Genomic DNA, 18,061 nt, shown 5'->3' on the forward strand with positions numbered 1-18,061 from the left:
TTATTACGTACCAAAACCTGGTATTGCCCTGCATTTGCCGACAAAACCGGTTAATCAATTTTTTTAACGGGCGTAAAGTAACCAAAAACTCAGCAACATTTTCGGCACGGATGTGTTAATAATTAACCATGAAAACAATAATGCTGTTTATATCGCTCCTGATAGTTAATGCGGCCACAGCACAAAAGCAAGTACCGTTACCGCATGGAATGATATTTGGCCAGAAACCCGATACCGTAGCTTTAATGCCGGCCTCCAAACTGGAAGCCTTTATGGGAAAAAAAACGCGGATCACTACTGCCATTTCAGGCAAGGTGATAAAAGTCACTAAAGAAAAAGGAGGTTGGTTTGAAATGGATGCAGGCAGCAAGCGCGTTATTACGGCTCACTTCGCCAATGCAGGTATAAATTTGCCGACCGCTCTTGCCGGTCGCACAGTAATAATTTCGGGGATAGCTTCCAAACAGTTCATTGCCGATGATCTGCAGCATATGGCCGGAGACACGGTTAACGGCAAAAAGCAGCATAAAACTAATACCAGTTCTAATAGAAAGGTTAGTTTTGAAATAAAAGGTTTAATGGTAGATAAATAAGCCTATTCAAGCTTAGTAAAAGAAAAGCTATAAATAAGCCTGAGCCCGGCTATTGGCGTTGATTGGCTACCCTTTTTCATATAATCACCATGAAAATTCAGATCGAGGGTTTGATGCCGTGTTGATAAGATGATAAAGCCTATCCCGGCAGTGGCGCCGAAGCCGGAATAGTCGGGATCAAGATGCCCAAAAGCACCTGCCAATGTATAAATCTCTTTGCTGAAATAATATCTGCCCGATAACCCGGCCAGCACACCATAGGCAACTTCGCCGCCCAGATACGGTGTTATACTTACAGCCTTGGCTACTTTAACTTCGCCCTGTAAAAGAGCGCCAAAGCCATTACTATTTTCGCGGGAGGTGTTTAAGGAAAGGCCAAGACCGATAGCATTTTTGGCCTGAGCATAAGTTTTCATTGTCCCACCTATCAGCAGAACAAAAAGCAGGATAAAGGTAGTTCTCAATGCAGGATATAATTAATCGTCAGGGTTAATATGTGATACATTAACCCTGACGACCAATATTAAGCATTTGTTACAATGAGCTGCCTTAATTTTTCAGAAACTTCGTTTTTATTTACTGCAGATGCTTCGCGTTTGCATTTCATATAATGCTCGCGGGCAATTTTTTCGGCCAGATCGCCGATAGTTTTTACATGCATCTCTTTGCCAAAACGGCCGGCCAGTTTTAAGCCTACACCAGCTACCACCATACCGGCAATACCTATAGCCATGTGATAAAAGGCAAAAACAAAGCTAACCACCAAAATCATAGAAAACAGGTTTACTATCCATTGCTTGGGTTGAAGCAAGCTGATCTGGAAACCCATCTCTTCTTCAATAGCAGCTATAGCCTCAATACGGCTATCGCGCGGGAAAAGATCAACAAGTTTGGTTTGGGGCTTTATGATATCCTTATCGTGCCCTGCCGATGCATTGATGGCATTACGGAGTTTGTAAAATGCCTGCTGTGTGGTACAGCCATCGTTTGTTTTTTTTACTTTTTCGAGAACAACGTCGCAAAGTTTACCAAAGTTTTGTACATCGTTTGCCGATGCGTCGTTTAAACTGATGTTAAATGACTTTTCAATTTTCATTAAAACACCATCCATATCTTCAGGATCAACACTCTTCAGGTTGATGTCCTGACCATTAGCCGAATTAACTTTCAATCTATAGTAACTAAATACAACAATAGTGAACCTGCAATTAGGGTTGCAGGTTCACGTTATTAGCAATTAAACTACAAAGGCTGCAATTTAATGTTTTAATTATTTACTCAAGTACATTGATTTCTCTTTGTACAGGTGCCTGAAGTATGGGTCTTGCAGGTTAGGGATAAAGCGGATAGCCTCACCGGTTGATTTCATTTCAGGGCCAAGCTCCTTGGTAACCTCAGGGAATTTATCGAATGAGAATACCGGTTCTTTGATGGCGTAGCCCCACAGCTTGCGCTCGATAGTGAAGTCGCTTAGCTTGTTAACTTCCAGCATAACTTTGGTAGCTATGTTGATGTAAGGCACGTCATAAGCCTTAGCAATGAAAGGTACAGTACGTGAAGCACGTGGATTGGCCTCAATTACATAAACCTTGTCATCCTTAACCGCGAACTGGATGTTCAACAAGCCGCGTACGTTAAGTGCTGTAGCTATCTTCTTGGTATATTCTTCTATCTGGTGGATAACGGTATCCGAAAAATCGAATGGAGGCAGTACAGCGTACGAGTCGCCAGAGTGGATACCGGCAGGCTCGATGTGCTCCATCATACCAATGATGTGTACATCCTCACCATCGCTGATCGAGTCTGACTCGGCCTCGGCGGCGCGGTCAAGGAAGTGGTCAATCAGTACACGGTTACCAGGCAGGTTGCGCAATAAGCTTACAACCGCTTTTTCAAGGTCCTCATCGTTAATCACGATGCTCATGCCCTGGCCACCTAATACGTAGCTTGGCCTTACCAACACCGGGTAGCCAACTTTGTGGGCAACTTCAAGTGCTTCTTCAGCGCTTTCAGCTACACCGTATTTTGGATATGGAATGTCAAGGTCTTTCAACAGGTCAGAGAAACGGCCGCGGTCTTCGGCAATGTCCATGTTATTGAATGATGTACCAATGATGCGGATACCGTGCTCGTGCATTTTCTCAGCCATTTTAAGCGCGGTTTGACCACCCAGCTGAACAATTACACCGTAAGGTTTCTCCAATTCGATGATTTCGCGTACATGCTCCCAGTATACCGGCTCAAAGTACAGCTTATCGGCCATGTTAAAGTCGGTTGATACCGTTTCAGGGTTACAGTTAACCATGATAGCCTCAAAGCCTGCTTCTTTAGCGGCAAGTAAGCCGTGCACACAGCTGTAATCAAACTCGATACCCTGGCCTATACGGTTAGGGCCTGAGCCTAATACGATGATCTTTTTCCTGTCAGATGCTACAGATTCGTTTTCACCTTCGTAGCTTGAATAGTAGTATGGCGTTTTTGCAGGGAATTCGGCAGCGCAGGTATCAACCATTTTGTAAACGCGGTGCATACCCAGGGCTTTGCGGCGCTGGTAAACATCCTCCTCGGTTACGTTACCCAAAATGTGGGCAATCTGCACATCTGAGAAACCTTTTTGTTTCAGGGTATACAGGAACTCTTCAGGAACATTATTCAGTGAATAGCGGCGAAGCTCTACTTCCAGGTTAACCAACTCCTGGATCTGGTTTAGGAACCAGCGGTCGATTTTGGTTACTTTACGTACCGATTCGATAGGTACACCCAGGCTTAAGGCGTCATAAATGTGGAACAACCTGTCCCAGCTTGGATGCTCCAGGCTGGCCATTATTTCTTCCAGGTTACGGCTCTGACGACCGTCGGCACCTAAACCGGCGCGACCAATCTCCAAACTTTGACAGGCTTTCTGTAAGGCCTCAGTAAAGCTGCGACCGATACCCATAACTTCACCAACCGATTTCATCTGCAGGCCAAGTTCTTTATTAGCGCCTTTGAACTTATCAAAGTTCCAGCGAGGTATTTTAACGATCACGTAATCCAGCGTTGGCTCAAAGTAGGCCGAAGTGGTTTTGGTGATCTGGTTTTCAATTTCATCAAGGTTATAACCTATCGCCAGCTTAGCAGCAATTTTAGCGATTGGATAACCGGTAGCTTTTGAAGCAAGGGCTGATGAGCGTGATACACGCGGGTTGATCTCGATAGCGATGATCGATTCATCGGCAGGGTTTACCGAGAACTGCACGTTACAACCGCCGGCAAAGTTACCGATGGCGCGCATCATCTTAATAGCCTGGTTACGCATTTCCTGGTAGCAGCGATCGCTCAGGGTCATGGCAGGAGCTACAGTGATCGAATCGCCGGTGTGGATACCCATCGGGTCAAAGTTCTCGATAGAACAGATGATGATCACGTTGTCATTGCTATCGCGCAGCAACTCTAACTCGTACTCTTTCCAGCCTAATACAGCTTGCTCAACCAATACCTCGTGGGTTGGTGAAGCCTGCAAACCACGGTTAAGGGCAGCGTCGAAATCTTCTTTTTTGTGAACGAAACCCGCGCCTTTACCACCCAGCGTGTAGCTTGGGCGAATAACAAGCGGGAAACCGATTTCCTGCGCACCTTCTTTACCTTCAAGGAATGAATTGGCGATTTTTGATTTAGCAACACCTACGCCGATGTCAACCATCAGCTGGCGGAACGCTTCGCGGTTTTCGGTTTTTTCGATGGCGGCGATATCTACACCGATAACTTTAACGCCATACTTTTCCCAGATGCCGCGTTCAGACGCTTCGATACAAAGATTCAACGCGGTTTGGCCACCCATGGTAGGCAGTACAGCATCAATCTGTTGTTCAGTTAAAATTTTCTCAATGCTTTCGCAGGTGAGCGGCAGAAGATAAACATGGTCGCTGATAACTTTATCCGTCATAATAGTTGCCGGATTGCTGTTAATGATAGAAACGGAGATGCCTTCTTCTTTTAGCGAGAGAGCAGCTTGCGATCCGGAATAATCAAATTCGCAAGCCTGGCCGATGATGATTGGGCCGGAGCCGATAATCAGAACGGATTTAATGGAGGTGTCTTTGGGCATAGGGCTTTTTTTTAATTCAAAAGTTCTAAGTCAAAAGTTAAAGACAGTTAAGCCTTTAAACGGTTTTTCCTATGCGCTGAAAGCCAAGAAATCCCGACTTCAGCGTCGGGGTGCAAAGATAGAATTTTAACAAACACCATTCATGTTTTTTTTCAGATTTAACATTACAGCAATTACACCCCGCTTTTTTTAAGTTTTAAGGCACTTTTTCATAAAACAATAGGCATATTATTTTCGTAGAATCTTACTATATTTACTTACAGCCCCGGCTGTAAAAATCCCAATTAAACCTGTAATTGCGCCAACCCGCAAATACTTTATATATTTAGGAACTATGATAAAGAAGCCTGTTTTTCCATTGCTTGTGGCTATTTTATTCTTTGGCAGCTGCGCTATGCTGCAATCAGTTGTTAAATCAACTTTCCCCTACACGGCTACTATGGTGATCCCGGCGTCGGCTAAGGTTGATGAAGCTCAAATAGCAGTAAGTACGGGTAACAGCTTTGACCAGGATTTTACTAAAGACGGCAACAACGCCAATAAAATAAGTGAAGTACGCATCATATCGGCCAAGTTGGAATCAAAGGACCCTACGGATTATAACATCGGCAATATCGCTTCATTAAGGGTTTACATGGGTAAAAGCGATGGCAGTGAAGAAGTGATGGTAGCTATCCGCAAAGATATCCAACCCAATGCCGGTAACAGCATTGTATTGGATATCGATAACTCGCATTTTTTGGATGTGCTTGTACGCGAACCCTCGGTACGTATCAGGATGGTTTATCGCCTGCGTAAAGCAGCCGCTACCGACGCGAGCCTGAAAGTATCATTGGGGATAGGATCATACCCGTCCAATTAAGCCGGGCATCTCCCAAAAACTATTTAATCAGTTTATTATCTGAATCGGGGAATACAAGAATTGGTTCGTAGTTGCGGGCCTCCTCTGCCTCCATATACGCGTACGACATAATAATCACGATATCGCCTACCTGTGCCAGGCGGGCTGTAGCACCGTTCAGGCAAACTGTGCCGGTTCCGCGTTCGCCTTTGATAACATAAGTTTCAAAACGAGCGCCGTTATTGTTGTTCACTATCTGAACCTTTTCGTTGGGGATGATATTTGCAGCCTCAATCAGGTCTTCATCAATAGTGATACTGCCCACATAATTCAACTCCGCCTGCGTTACCTTAACCCGGTGAATTTTGGACTTTAATATTTCAATTGTCATGACGCAAAGTTAGGAATATTTAGTTCATGGTTCATAGTTGATAGTTCATAGTATTTGTTAGCTGGTTGTAAATAGTTTATGATTATTTCAACCAACCCGCCAACGGCAAATTTGCTAAAAACCATGAACCATTATCTATGAACTATAGGCTCCTAATCAATCAACACATTATCAATCAATCTTGTTTTACCTACGCGGGCGGCTACCAACGCCACAACGCTTTCAGATGCCGGGGTGGCGGGATGAAGTGTCTTGCCATCGGCTATTTCAAAATACTCCAGTTCAACGCCGGGTTCATTGCTGATCATTTGAGCGGCCTGCTGCTGTAGCGTGTCAATTTGATTGATATCGAAGTTTTCTTTAACCCAGTTGAGCGTTTTGGACAGGATGAGCGAATGCTCACGATCATACGGGGTAAGGTGAATATTTCTCGAACTCATGGCCAGGCCGTCGGGTTCGCGTTCAATAGGGCACATCACCAGCTTAACCGGCATTTCCAATGCCTCAACCATTTTACTGATCACCATAAACTGCTGGTAATCCTTCTGGCCAAAAAAGGCTACATCGGGCTTAACTATATTGAACAATTTATTAACTACCTGGGTAACGCCCTGGTAATGCCCAGGCCTGAATTTTCCTTCCAGCAAGTGCTCCAGATCACCCATGTCAAAATGCCATTTCTCATTATCAGCATACATCTCGGTAACCTGCGGATTAAACAAAATATCGCAGTTCACCTCTTCCAGTCGGCGGATGTCTTCGGTTATCGGGCGGGGGTATTTTTCGAGGTCCTTAGGGTCATTAAACTGGGTAGGGTTTACAAAAATGCTGCAAACAACCTGGGTGCTTTGCTGCTTTGCCAGTTCAATTAAACCCAGGTGCCCTTTATGCAATGCACCCATGGTTGGTACAAAGCCAATTACTTTTACAGGCTTACGGTTAAAGTAATCTGATATTTCTTTTTTGGTGGTGAATATTTTCAATGTAACAGGTATTACAAAATCTGGCAAAGGTGTACAATTGCTTAAAAATAACCAAAAGTTACTTGCATAATTCGTTGGCAGTTTATATAATATTAGTTATATTTGCAAACTCAAATTTTTTGACTTCTTTACATTTTAAATACTGATTTAGTGATGGGTAAATCTAAGCTTTTGTTTATAACTCATGAAATGTCCCCTTTCCTTGAACTCACAAAAATTGCTGAAATAACACGCCAACTCCCGCAGGCCATGCAGGACAAAGGTTACGAAATTCGTATCCTTATGCCACGTTTCGGTAACATCAATGAGCGCAGGAACAGACTTCATGAAGTGATCCGGTTATCGGGTATGAATATTATCATTGATGATAATGACAACCCGCTGATCATCAAAGTAGCATCTATCCCGGCGGCGCGTATGCAGGTGTATTTTTTGGATAATGAAGAATATTTTCAGCGTAAACATGTATTTGCAGACAAAGAAGGTAAATTTTACGCCGACAATGATGAGCGTATGATTTTCTTTTGCAAAGGCGCATTGGAAACTGTTAAAAAATTAGGTTGGGCGCCGGACGTGATCCATTGCCATGGCTGGATGAGCGCGCTTGTACCTGCTTATCTTAAAACAACCTACAAAGACGATCCTACTTTCAAACACTCAAAAATCATTTATTCTATTTATGAAAATGATTTTAAGGAGAAATTGCACAATGACTTTACTACAAAAGCCATTATGAGCAATATGAACGAGCAGCATGTTGAGCCTTACAAAGGCGGCACCAACTCGGCATTATATGCCGGTGCTATCCACTACTCAGACGGTATCGTTTTGGGCAGCCCTGACATTGATGCAGATGTGTTAAATAATGTTAAAAACAGCAATAAATCGGTTTTAGAATTTGATTCTACCGCAGATTTCGAAAATTATTACAATTTTTACGACGAAATTACCAACGACGAATTGGTGGATGTTGCATAAGACTTAATATTATATATGAAATTTTTCCGATTAGACTTATTGACCCTGTTAATAAGTCTTTTTATTTTGAATAGTTGTAAACGCCAGGATGGTATTGGTTTGGGTATCAATGATCAAAACGAGATCAACGGTAACCTCATAGTTGATACCAATATCGTTATCAATACTGTTGCTGATGATACCGCGTCAACATCGGGCATGACAAGAACACCGCTTGCCAACTTTGTTGACCCTGTATTTGGTACAACAAAAAGTATTGTTGCTTTGGGCGTAAACTTGCCAAATGGTGCAGCATATTCTGTTCCGGCAGGTACCCTTACCATTGACTCGGCTATACTTGTACTCAAATATTCTGATGGTTTTTATGGCGACTCACTGGCTTCACGTTATAAAATAAACGTTTATCAGCTTCAAAAGAAGGTTGAGAGCAAAACCTATTATAGCAATAACCACTGGGATGCTGATCTGAGCGCTTTGCTTGGTTCTAAAACCTTCACTGCGCGTACGCATGACAGTATCACTATTGCCCGCATCCGTGCCGACTCTACCGATACTGTACAGCGTGTTGCACCACAGTTGCGTGTACCATTGAGCAAAGCCTTCATCTACAATAACCTGTTTAATGCAAGCGGTACAGTACTGGCATCGCCTACTACTTTCCAAAGTACAATAAAAGGTTTATACCTGAGCTTAGAAAGGGCACAGGCCAGCGACGCCGGTGGTATTATACAGCTTGACCTTGGTTCGTCTCAAATTGATGTTTTCTACAAAGTTGTTACCGCAGCCACGAGTACGACGACGAGTACCATCGACACTGCTTCAGTAACCATGCCATTCTTTAACCGTGCCGCGGAAATTACGCATACTTACAGCACTACCATTCAGGCGGCACTTAATAATACAACAACATCGCAAAATACAATTTACCTTCAGGGGCTTGCAGGCTTAAGGGCTAAACTAAGTTTCCCTGGTTTGGATAAACTTGTTGACTCATCGGTAGTATTAAACCGTGCCGAAATCGTTATAACGCCACGTGCCGGTTCAGGTGTACCTTATGCGCCATTGCCTAAGCTAACCATGTATAAACTGGATATAGCCAAACAAAGGACATTAATACAGGATGCAAGTGCAAGCGATCCGCGTTCACAAACCAGCTTGTTTGGCGGCCGCTATGATCGTACCAAAAAAGAATACCACTTCCTGGTTACGGCTTTTGTTCAGGATCTGATCCGCAAGAAAACCATTGACTATGGTACTTATATTGCCCCGGTTGATACTACCCTTGTTAACACCACAACAGGTATTGACGTGGCACCATCAACACAAACGGCAGCCCGTTCGATTATAGTGGGTAGCGATAAAAACACACCGGGTTACAGTATCCGCATGAATATCATTTACACCAAAATTCACAAGTAAGATATCTCTTAATAAACAAAAGAATCCCCGCTTAGGGGATTTTTTTGTTTAAGGCAAATCCACTTTTTAAAATACTTTTCTAAGTATTTTAAAACTTCTCCTTTTTCGCAAAAAATCAAAATAATTATTGCTGATATGTGTTATATAGCTGTTTATTTTGCGGCGTTTAACATTTATACTTGATATTTTATGTGCGGAATTGTTGGTTATATAGGATTTAGGGATGCTTATCCCATCGTTATAAAAGGGCTGCACAGGCTCGAATACCGTGGCTATGACAGCGCCGGTGTTGCCTTGCTTGACCAGGATCTTAAAGTTTACAAAAAGGCTGGTAAAGTTGAAGACCTGGAAAATTTTGTAAAGGGCGTAGACCTGAAAGGGACAATTGGCATGGGCCACACCCGCTGGGCCACCCACGGCGAACCAAGCGACCGAAACTCGCACCCACACTCGTCTGGCGACAGGAAGCTTACCATCATCCATAACGGGATTATTGAAAACTACGGCATCATTAAAGAAACCCTCATTGCCAAAGGCCACGTTTTCAAAAGTGATACCGATACCGAAGTTTTAATACACCTGATCGAGGATATCCAGAATGCGACAGGCCTTGATTTAAAAGATGCAGTACGTGTAGCCTTAAACAAAGTGATAGGTGCATATGCCATTGTAATTATGAGCGCCGATGAGCCGGATCTGATGATAGCTGCGCGCAAGGGCAGTCCGATGGTGATTGGCGTAGGTAAAGGTGAATATTTCATTGCGTCTGACGCTACCCCTATTGTAGAGTACACCAAAAACGTGATCTACCTTAACGATAACGAAATCGCGTATGTGCACCGCGAAAACCTGCTGGTAAAAAATATCGATAACTCGGTACAAACTCCATACATCCAGGAACTGGACCTGAAACTGGAGATGCTGGAAAAAGGCGGCTACGACCATTTCATGATGAAGGAGATCTATGAGCAGCCCCGCTCTATCCGCGACTGTCTGCGTGGCCGTATTTACCCTCAACAAGGCAAAGTGCAGCTTGGTGGTATTAAGGAATACACCGAGAAGCTTAAAAACGTTGACAGGATCATTATTGTAGCCTGCGGTACATCATGGCATGCCGGTTTGGTAGGCGAATATCTGATTGAAGAATACGCACGCGTACCGGTAGAAGTAGAATACGCTTCTGAGTTCAGGTACCGCAACCCAATCATCACCGAAAAAGACCTGGTAATAGCCATATCCCAATCGGGCGAAACAGCCGATACCATGGCTGCCATTGAACTGGCAAAAGAGAAAGGCGCCACCATTTTTGGTATTTGTAATGTGGTTGGCGCGTCCATTCCACGTTTAACCCATGCCGGCGTTTATACCCATGCGGGTCCTGAAATTGGCGTGGCGTCAACCAAGGCGTTTACAGCGCAGGTAAGTGTGTTAACACTTATCGCGTTTTATATAGCCCAGCAGCGTGGCAAAATTACGCAAAGCAAAATGGTTGAATATTTAACCGGTTTAAACGAGATCCCTAACCTTGTGCAGGAAACGCTGAAAACAAATGAACATATCAAGGAGATCGCGGCCAGGTTTAAAGATTCGAGCAATTGTTTGTTCCTGGGCAGGGGCAGTTCATTCCCGGTGGCACTGGAAGGCGCTTTAAAGCTCAAGGAGATCTCTTACATACATGCCGAAGGTTATCCGGCTGCCGAAATGAAACACGGTCCTATCGCCTTAATTGATGATGAAATGCCGGTTGTGTTCATCGCCACTAAACATTCGTCGTACGAAAAAGTGATCAGCAATATCCAGGAAGTAAAAGCCCGTAAGGGGCACGTTATCGCTATTGTTAGCGAAGGCGATACTGAGGTGAAAGGGATGGCCGATTATGTAATAGAGATTCCGCAAACCAACGAGGCTTTTGTTCCGTTAGTGGCAACTATCCCGCTTCAGCTATTGGCTTATCATATTGCGGTTATGCGTGGTTGCAATGTGGATCAGCCACGTAACCTGGCAAAGTCGGTTACTGTTGAATAAGCCATTCCCAAACGATAATCTATTTTTACAAGCCCTTGCCCTTAACGGCAGGGGTTTTGTTATTTTTGGAAAGAAACAAATACCTGCTAACCTATGAGTTTTGAAATTTTTGAACAGGCCGAATCCTGGATCTCCCTTATCACGCTTACCTTACTGGAGATCGTTTTAGGCATCGACAATATTGTGTTTATCTCTATCCTATCCGACAAACTTCCGGCCAGCCAGCAAAGCCAGGGCCGCCGGGTTGGTTTAGGCATGGCCATGATCACCCGCATCCTGTTATTGCTTTCTATCAGTTGGGTAATGACTTTAACAGCGCCCTTGTTTAACCTTAGTTCAATTTTTAGTATTACAGATGCCGAATGGGTAGAAAAACTGGCCATCTCCGGTCGTGATCTGATCCTGATCATCGGCGGTTTGTTCCTGATATACAAAAGCACTGCCGAGATCCATCATAAAATTGAAGGCGATGAGGAAAATGAGGGGGCAGTAAAAAAACATTCGTTCTGGGGTACCATATTGCAGATCATGATACTTGATATTGTTTTCTCGCTCGATTCTGTGATTACTGCTGTCGGAATGGCCAGCCATGTTGAAATCATGATACTGGCTGTAGTTATAGCGGTAGGCATTATGATGTGGGCATCAAACGGTGTTGCCGCGTTTGTAAACAAACACCCCACCGTAAAAATGTTGGCGCTGTCATTTTTGTTATTAATAGGCGTTTCGCTCCTGGCCGAAGCCTTTGAACAGCATATCCCGAAAGGCTACATTTATTTCGCCATGGCATTTTCTGTTTTGGTAGAGATGCTGAACTTGAAAATGAAAGCTAACAGGGTGAAGAAGGTAGAAAGCAAAAGGAATTAGAGAATTCATCACTGCAAATTTAATCTATGTCATTGCAAGCGAAGCGTGGCAACCGCACGGAAGCATAACCCCTCTGTACAGTATGCGATTGCTTCGTCATTCCTCCTCGCAATGACATAGAGAAAAATCCATTTTATATCGGCGTTACAGCGCCACTACTATCGCTTTCCCTGCATACTTAACTACTTTATCGGCCTTAGCAGTTAAAGCCACATCTGAGCCATGAGTGCCTTTAACCATTACGATATTAAACGTGCGGTTTTTCAACTGGCCCGGGAAATGACCTTTGGTATCAGAGATACTCAGCTTATGGGTTTTATCATTCCAGTTTAAAGTGAACGTAGCCGACTGTCCTTTTTCATAATTATAGTTATCGTTCTCATCCTCATAAAACTTAAACGAAGCATCGGCACCCGGATAAATACGAAGTTCGATATTGCTATTTGGTTTTTCGGTAGCGTATTCAACATCCGGGCCCATAGGTATAATTGAGCCTGCTTTTACGTAAAGCGGCAATATTTCGATAGGCGCAGCAGCGCTGATGGTTTGACCGCCGTCAAGCAATTCACCGGTCCAAAAGTTATACCATTTGCTGGCTGCGGGCAGGTAAACCTGGCGGGCCTTGGCTTTTTTAGCGGCATCACTTGAAGTGTAAAGCTGCTCGGTAACGGGGTTAACCATAAAGGCCGGGCCAAACATATACTGGTCAGGAATACCATAAACATTGACATCGCCACGGTAATCAAAAGCCAGCGAACGCATAATAGTATAGTTATCTTTGGTAACACGACCTGCCAACGAATAGATGTATGGCATCAAACGGTAGCGTAACTTATCGAAGTTAAGCAGTATCGACCTTGTGTTTTCATCCCAGTTTTTGCTGAAGATAGCGCGTTCGCCTTTACCGTGGATCCTGAATATCGGGCAGAACGTACCAAACTGGAACCAGCGGGTAAAAAGCTCACGCTTATCGGGCTGTGACCAATCGGCTGGTTTCCAGTGATAGTGATAACCACCTATGTCTGATGTCCAGTAAGGAATACCCGATGTACAGGCGTTGATACCTTGCGGCACCTGGTCTTTAAAGTCATGAAACGTACACTCAATATCACTCGACCATAGCGTCGAAGCGTTACGCTGTTCGCCTGCAAACGACTGCCTCACCAGGAAGAAAGCGCGCTTGCCCGGAATATCCCTGCGCCAGCCTTCATATACACCTTTGGTATGCTGCAAAGAGTAAGTATTGAAATAATCAATGCCTTTACCAATGGCAAAATTACTTTGCCGGCGGGCATCAAGCAATGCGCCATTATCGGGCTCACACTGATCTATCCACCAGGCATCCCAGCCATAACGTTTAATGAGGCTGTCGCGGGCCTGATCCCAGTATAATTCCCTTGCTTTAGGATTGTGGGCATCGTAATAAGTATCAAAAGTGTGGGTAACCACGTTATCCCAGGTAATATCAGTTAAGCCACCCATTTTATCCAGCGCATCATAGTTGGGTGTGCCTTTACCAAATACCGGCCAGATAGAGATCATGGCATGCAGGTTTGCCGCATGCAAAGCGTCGATCAGTTTTTGCGGATGCGGATAGCGCTCCGGCTTCATCACGTGCGAGCCGATTGGCAATGGGTCCCAGTAGTACCAATCCTGCACAATCACGTCAACCGGAATATGGTTATTGCGATAATTATCTTTCACACTCAGGATCTCATCTTCGCTCAGGTACCTATCCTGCGACTGAAACAAACCATAAGCCCATTTACCAAACATAGGGGCTCTTCCGGTAGTGGTGCGATACAGATCGATGATGTGATCAAAACCGGGTCCGTAGAAAAAGAAGTAATCTACCTGTTTACCGCTTTCAGATACATATTTAAATTTGGTATTATCTGCTTCGCCCCCGTAAAAATTACTGGCCGAATAGTTATCCCACATCAAGCCATAGCCTTTGGTTGATAACATTACAGGTATAGCGCCGGTAAGATATTTAATGGCCAGGTCCTGGTTGCGGCCTTTATAATTGATAGACATGGAATCAAGCGGGTGACACCCCAAACCAAATAAGGCCTCATCCTTAGGCGAGTTAAATTGCGTAGTAACATTGTATGTACTGATTCCTGCAATAGTAGCAGGTGTCATCGATTTATTATCGTTGTCCTCCGCTGTAATCACGTTACCCTTTAAATCGGTATAAGTAATGGCGTTGGTGGCTTTGTTTATCTTCACCTTCAACTTCGATGTGGTAATTACAACTTCAGCTCTCCCATCAGTAACCTGGTAGGGTACATGCTGCAGCCACTTGTTATTAACTACCAGCGATGGTTTGGTTTCAAGAGCATCGAATATAGTGTATTCTACCTCGATGATATCATCCTTACGAATGAGTACTTTCATCAAGCCTTTGTCGAGCGTAAAAGTAACACCATCGGCAGCTTTTTTAAACGATTTGATAACTGCCAAAGCAGGCATAGTTGACATACCTGTTAACAGCAAAATAATTAACACAATCGATTGCGTAACTTTTGCACTTTTGTGAGATAATTGTTTAAACATCATGAGCACATAAATTGGTTTTATATTGAGTGTGAGATTAACACCTATTTAGACAGTGTGAATATAGCGTACTTTTTTTGAATTGAGGTAATTTTTTTCACGGCTCAGCCCACGTAAAAATCAATTGATCAGCCAAATCAATGAGGACTTTTTACGATGCTCTTTTTATCAGAAAACAATACAAAATACGAAGGCGTGTTAATGGCTATTAAACACAAAAGCCCCAATGATTAAATCAGGGCTCTTATGGCACTATCTGAGCGCGAGGGCGTGGGCAACATCAATTGCTACTGCTTGTTGAAAGTAGTTGTCGTTGAACCTGTGGTTAGCTTTATTACCTTCTTTGTGTCGTCTATGGTACCTGTATAAGATTTTACGCTGTTATCGGCAAAAACAAGATCAAACGAAAACTGATATTTGTCAATTTTGCTGTTCGAGACCGTACCCGTTTGCCCGCCGACTGTTCCTGAGCCGCCGAGCTTGTTGTCCTGGCCGTCAAACGTAAATGAATCGGTGTCATGTTGCCAAAAACCGATAAGATCGCCCAGAAGAACAATAACGCCGCCACCACCACCGCCTCCGCCGTCACTACTTTTACCACACGTTGTGGTACAAAAGCCTGCAATAACGATCAAAATAACATAGAGGGGGAGATTTAATTTTTTCATGATTAAATGCTTTAGTTATTAATGATTACTAATTTTTTAACTGGCTTAGGAATAGTTTTACACGTTGTTCCATAACGGCAAGCTGATCTGTAATGGCCGGGACCTGTGTTTCTATTTGCGATTGGATCTCTTTTTTCAGCTTTTCCTTATCCTTATCGGACACCTGGTTCTGGAAATACTGATTGATCTGATTTTTAATATCATTTAAGGGGACTATCTTGTTTTTGCCGATACCATAAATAAGCGTATCAGCTATCTCCCCAAATGTTTTGGAAAGCGCCGGATCGTCCCAGTAATCGCTCATCTTTTTTGAGTATGTGGGATAATTGACATATAATTTTTCAAAAGCCTGGTTAAACCCATTCTGGGTTTGCGCATATTGTGTAAGCGCATTAACATTAACAAAGGCATACACGCCTATAAATTTAAAGGCGATCATTAAACTTTGCGCCTGCAGGATGTAGTTTTGCAGGGCCGCGCTGATTTCGGGATAGAACAGGTCGATTCCGTCCTGTTTCTCTCGGGCTGCTCTCAGATCTTCGTTTGAATAGCCCAACTTTTTAAGATTAGCCGCAATAGAATCTATTTTAACCTGCAGGGCTTTGGTATCGGCTTGTCCCTTTTTTGCCGCGTCCTTTAATTGCGATAACGATGCCATATAGCTCTTGATTTGCCCGCTTGATTGAAAGCTTTCCAGTACTATCTGGGTTAGCAGCGCTGGATTTTTAGGTATCAGCACCCTTCCTCCTATTGGGTAAAGTATGATATAAGTTTTATCGGACGTTTTTATTTCTACCTGGGTAGTGCTGCTGTTAATAGCTGTAGTAAAAACGCCCGACTCATTTGTAGTTGCCGGATTACCGTCGATAGTTATGGTATAGTTTTTAACTAAAGTGTTATTGTTTAACAACTCTCCTTTGAAAACCGTAGTTTGCCCATAACCGTTAAGGCCGGTCATACATAGACATACTATGCAAACAACGGCTTTCATAGCTTATTCAGTTGAAGCGTAAGCGGTACTTTAGACGAGAAAATCTGTGTACTGTTAAAACGAAGCTTTTTGCCCATGTAAACCCTTACCGGAAGTTCGGTTCCGTCCTTTATAGGTAGTATTAAAATAAAATTGCCTAACTGATCTGCATTGGTTTTATACTGTCCGTCTGCCAGTACAATCAATACATCAGGAACAGGCTGTCCTTGTATGTCTACAACCAAGCCACTCACCTTTAAAGAATCCGGCTTCTTTTTGAGATGCAGTTCAATGGAGGTATGCCCGTCAAGCGGGATAGTTACCTGCTGGCTTTGTCGGTAATAGCCGGCTACCGCGGGAGTAACGGTAATCCTTTTGCCTAATAAACTTGCCGGCAAGTCATTAAAAATCACTGTACCGTTCTCAACTCTCGCCGAGTCGGGCTTGTTGAATAATACTTTAAGTACCCCGCCGTCTACCAGTTCATTTTTGCTCTCGTCGGCAAATACAATGAATTTAATATCGAATGAATCAGCAGTAGGAGACAGCTTCAGTCCAAAATAGATAATGAGGCAAAAGATCACTGCAGGCCCGCCAAGTGCCAAAGTTCCGTTATGCAACTGACCGCTATATTTCGCATGCGCCTTTAATGCTCCGAATAAAAAGCCAGAGGCAATTAGAGCAGCAAAAATCAAAAGAAAGAAATAAACCTGCGCACTCATATTTGCAGATTTATTGCTAAAGATCATAAGTGTTACCGCAGCCCCTACAAACAACACAAAACCCAATCCGGTTATGATAACCCAGCTTAAAGGCGAAACAGCTTTATTGGCTTCTGCAGGCATGACGATAACAGGCTGTGTATTATAAAGTTAGTTATATTTATTTTATAATACGCAAATTTTTAACTGTTAGGAATTATGGAGCCGCCTTTGGAGAGCAGTGAGTGGTTGGATTGTTTGGATGTTCATATCAGGGTGTTTCCTTCGGCCGGGCTATACGCTCATACGCCTGCGGGCCTTAGGCGCGGGCCGGTATCCGCTCCTATCCCTAACGCGGGTTGATGGTGAATGGTTGAATGGAGAGTGGTGAGTGGTTGGGTTGCGCTGTTATAATTTAAAGCCCCTATGTCATGCTGAACTTGTTTCAGCCCCCCACAGCACAGGTTGACGATTGGAATGGCACACGGCTCAACAGATGAGGTGTTGAAATAAGTTCAACATGACATTATCAGATGAGGTGAGTGGAGAATAGTGAGGGGTGAGTCGTTGATTAGTTTGGATGGTTGTTATCGATGTTGGAGTAGTAGGAATATGAAAGTATTATCAACGCAAAAAGCCTTAGCGGTTAGCTAAGGCTTTTGCAATGTTGCACCATTGAAGGTGATAAAGGGTGGCACCGACCTACTCTCCCACGTTTTACCGCAGTACCATCGGCTCTGGCGGGCTTGACTTCTCTGTTCGGAATGGGAAGAGGTAGACACCGCCGATATAGGCACCTGAATTTCTTTTTATTAAGGTGAAAACTTAAAGGTTAAAGTTCAAAGGTTTATTACCTTTCGCCTTTATCCTTGGGCCTTTCAGCCTTTATAAATGACATATTATTGAAAGAAGTGATTGAATTTAAGAGAAAACAACAGCACTTGTTGTTCATTATCTGTTTTTGTGTTTCTCACCGGCT

15 protein-coding genes and 1 rRNA gene are annotated in these 18,061 nt (G+C 43.6%); 6 read left to right on the forward strand and 10 right to left on the reverse strand.

Translation table 11 applies throughout. The annotated features are described in order from the left end of the window. Window positions 1-128 precede the first annotated feature (128 nt). The gene (locus DEO27_RS22980; protein WP_112569003.1) at window positions 129-593 is read left to right on the forward strand and encodes a DUF4920 domain-containing protein; all 465 of its coding nucleotides are present in this window, start codon (window positions 129-131) and stop codon (window positions 591-593) included. 2 nt (window positions 594-595) lie between these two features. Here DEO27_RS22980 and DEO27_RS22985 read toward each other — a convergent pair whose 3' ends face one another. The 3 genes from DEO27_RS22985 to carB all read right to left on the reverse strand — a co-directional run bounded on the left by DEO27_RS22985 (window position 596) and on the right by carB (window position 4,680). Further along, a complete protein-coding gene (locus DEO27_RS22985; RefSeq protein ID WP_146749988.1) occupies window positions 596-1,057 on the reverse strand; it encodes a hypothetical protein in 462 nt (153 codons plus the stop codon). Between the two features lie 59 nt (window positions 1,058-1,116). Further along, complete coding sequence (locus tag DEO27_RS22990; RefSeq protein ID WP_112569007.1) at window positions 1,117-1,764, reverse strand: hypothetical protein; 648 nt, start codon at window positions 1,762-1,764, stop codon at window positions 1,117-1,119. 99 nt (window positions 1,765-1,863) lie between these two features. Next, window positions 1,864-4,680, reverse strand: coding sequence for a carbamoyl-phosphate synthase large subunit (gene carB / locus DEO27_RS22995; protein WP_112569009.1), 2,817 nt, complete (start codon window positions 4,678-4,680; stop codon window positions 1,864-1,866). Between the two features lie 334 nt (window positions 4,681-5,014). Between carB and DEO27_RS23000 the strand changes: the two genes are divergently transcribed. After that, on the forward strand, window positions 5,015-5,542 hold the full coding sequence (locus DEO27_RS23000; protein ID WP_112569011.1) for a hypothetical protein: 528 nt from the start codon (window positions 5,015-5,017) through the stop codon (window positions 5,540-5,542). A gap of 19 nt (window positions 5,543-5,561) precedes the next feature. Here the strand turns inward: DEO27_RS23000 and panD are convergent, their stop codons facing one another. Continuing rightward, window positions 5,562-5,912, reverse strand: a complete 351-nt coding sequence (gene panD / locus DEO27_RS23005; RefSeq protein ID WP_112569013.1) for an aspartate 1-decarboxylase — start codon at window positions 5,910-5,912, stop codon at window positions 5,562-5,564. A 152-nt stretch (window positions 5,913-6,064) separates the two neighbouring features. Continuing rightward, the gene (gene panC / locus DEO27_RS23010; RefSeq protein ID WP_112569064.1) at window positions 6,065-6,895 is read right to left on the reverse strand and encodes a pantoate--beta-alanine ligase; all 831 of its coding nucleotides are present in this window, start codon (window positions 6,893-6,895) and stop codon (window positions 6,065-6,067) included. A gap of 153 nt (window positions 6,896-7,048) precedes the next feature. Here panC and DEO27_RS23015 point away from each other — a divergent pair, with 153 nt between their 5' ends. From DEO27_RS23015 to DEO27_RS23030, 4 genes are all read left to right on the forward strand, one after another. After that, complete coding sequence (locus tag DEO27_RS23015) at window positions 7,049-7,873, forward strand: glycogen/starch synthase (protein ID WP_112569015.1); 825 nt, start codon at window positions 7,049-7,051, stop codon at window positions 7,871-7,873. 15 nt (window positions 7,874-7,888) lie between these two features. After that, window positions 7,889-9,292 carry a DUF4270 family protein gene (locus tag DEO27_RS23020; RefSeq protein ID WP_112569017.1) on the forward strand — a complete coding sequence of 468 codons (1,404 nt, stop codon included), beginning with the start codon at window positions 7,889-7,891 and terminating at the stop codon, window positions 9,290-9,292. Window positions 9,293-9,481: 189 nt separating this feature from the next. After that, window positions 9,482-11,317, forward strand: a complete 1,836-nt coding sequence (gene glmS / locus DEO27_RS23025; RefSeq protein WP_112569019.1) for a glutamine--fructose-6-phosphate transaminase (isomerizing) — start codon at window positions 9,482-9,484, stop codon at window positions 11,315-11,317. A gap of 93 nt (window positions 11,318-11,410) precedes the next feature. Beyond that, window positions 11,411-12,184, forward strand: coding sequence for a TerC family protein (locus tag DEO27_RS23030; protein WP_112569021.1), 774 nt, complete (start codon window positions 11,411-11,413; stop codon window positions 12,182-12,184). A 144-nt stretch (window positions 12,185-12,328) separates the two neighbouring features. On the opposite strand, the gene DEO27_RS23035 is transcribed toward DEO27_RS23030, so the two are convergent. The 5 genes from DEO27_RS23035 to rrf all read right to left on the reverse strand — a co-directional run bounded on the left by DEO27_RS23035 (window position 12,329) and on the right by rrf (window position 17,883). Beyond that, on the reverse strand, window positions 12,329-14,668 hold the full coding sequence (locus tag DEO27_RS23035; RefSeq protein ID WP_190295203.1) for a TIM-barrel domain-containing protein: 2,340 nt from the start codon (window positions 14,666-14,668) through the stop codon (window positions 12,329-12,331). A 362-nt stretch (window positions 14,669-15,030) separates the two neighbouring features. Beyond that, entirely contained in the window at window positions 15,031-15,411 is a 381-nt protein-coding gene (locus DEO27_RS23040; protein WP_112569025.1) for a hypothetical protein, read from the reverse strand. Window positions 15,412-15,439: 28 nt separating this feature from the next. After that, window positions 15,440-16,402: a hypothetical protein gene (locus tag DEO27_RS23045; protein ID WP_146749989.1), complete on the reverse strand. Its 963-nt coding sequence runs from the start codon at window positions 16,400-16,402 to the stop codon at window positions 15,440-15,442. Beyond that, the gene (locus tag DEO27_RS23050; protein ID WP_112569029.1) at window positions 16,399-17,226 is read right to left on the reverse strand and encodes a hypothetical protein; all 828 of its coding nucleotides are present in this window, start codon (window positions 17,224-17,226) and stop codon (window positions 16,399-16,401) included. The genes DEO27_RS23045 and DEO27_RS23050 overlap by 4 nt, the downstream gene beginning before the upstream one ends. Window positions 17,227-17,771: 545 nt before the next feature. Beyond that, window positions 17,772-17,883, reverse strand: a 5S ribosomal RNA gene (gene rrf / locus DEO27_RS23055). Window positions 17,884-18,061 lie beyond the last annotated feature (178 nt).

Source organism: Mucilaginibacter rubeus (genome assembly GCF_003286415.2).
GTDB lineage: Bacteria > Bacteroidota > Bacteroidia > Sphingobacteriales > Sphingobacteriaceae > Mucilaginibacter > Mucilaginibacter rubeus_A.

What these genes read in the sequence shown, in the direction of transcription:
- DEO27_RS22980 (WP_112569003.1), top strand. Translation starts at nt 129, where the DNA reads ATGAAAACAATAATGCTGTTTATATCGCTCCTGATAGTTAATGCGGCC.
- carB (WP_112569009.1), bottom strand. Translation starts at nt 4,680, where the DNA reads ATGCCCAAAGACACCTCCATTAAATCCGTTCTGATTATCGGCTCCGGC.
- DEO27_RS23000 (WP_112569011.1), top strand. Translation starts at nt 5,015, where the DNA reads ATGATAAAGAAGCCTGTTTTTCCATTGCTTGTGGCTATTTTATTCTTT.
- panD (WP_112569013.1), bottom strand. Translation starts at nt 5,912, where the DNA reads ATGACAATTGAAATATTAAAGTCCAAAATTCACCGGGTTAAGGTAACG.
- DEO27_RS23015 (WP_112569015.1), top strand. Translation starts at nt 7,049, where the DNA reads ATGGGTAAATCTAAGCTTTTGTTTATAACTCATGAAATGTCCCCTTTC.
- DEO27_RS23020 (WP_112569017.1), top strand. Translation starts at nt 7,889, where the DNA reads ATGAAATTTTTCCGATTAGACTTATTGACCCTGTTAATAAGTCTTTTT.
- glmS (WP_112569019.1), top strand. Translation starts at nt 9,482, where the DNA reads ATGTGCGGAATTGTTGGTTATATAGGATTTAGGGATGCTTATCCCATC.
- DEO27_RS23030 (WP_112569021.1), top strand. Translation starts at nt 11,411, where the DNA reads ATGAGTTTTGAAATTTTTGAACAGGCCGAATCCTGGATCTCCCTTATC.
- DEO27_RS23035 (WP_190295203.1), bottom strand. Translation starts at nt 14,668, where the DNA reads ATGTCAACTATGCCTGCTTTGGCAGTTATCAAATCGTTTAAAAAAGCT.
- DEO27_RS23040 (WP_112569025.1), bottom strand. Translation starts at nt 15,411, where the DNA reads ATGAAAAAATTAAATCTCCCCCTCTATGTTATTTTGATCGTTATTGCA.
- DEO27_RS23045 (WP_146749989.1), bottom strand. Translation starts at nt 16,402, where the DNA reads ATGAAAGCCGTTGTTTGCATAGTATGTCTATGTATGACCGGCCTTAAC.
- DEO27_RS23050 (WP_112569029.1), bottom strand. Translation starts at nt 17,226, where the DNA reads ATGCCTGCAGAAGCCAATAAAGCTGTTTCGCCTTTAAGCTGGGTTATC.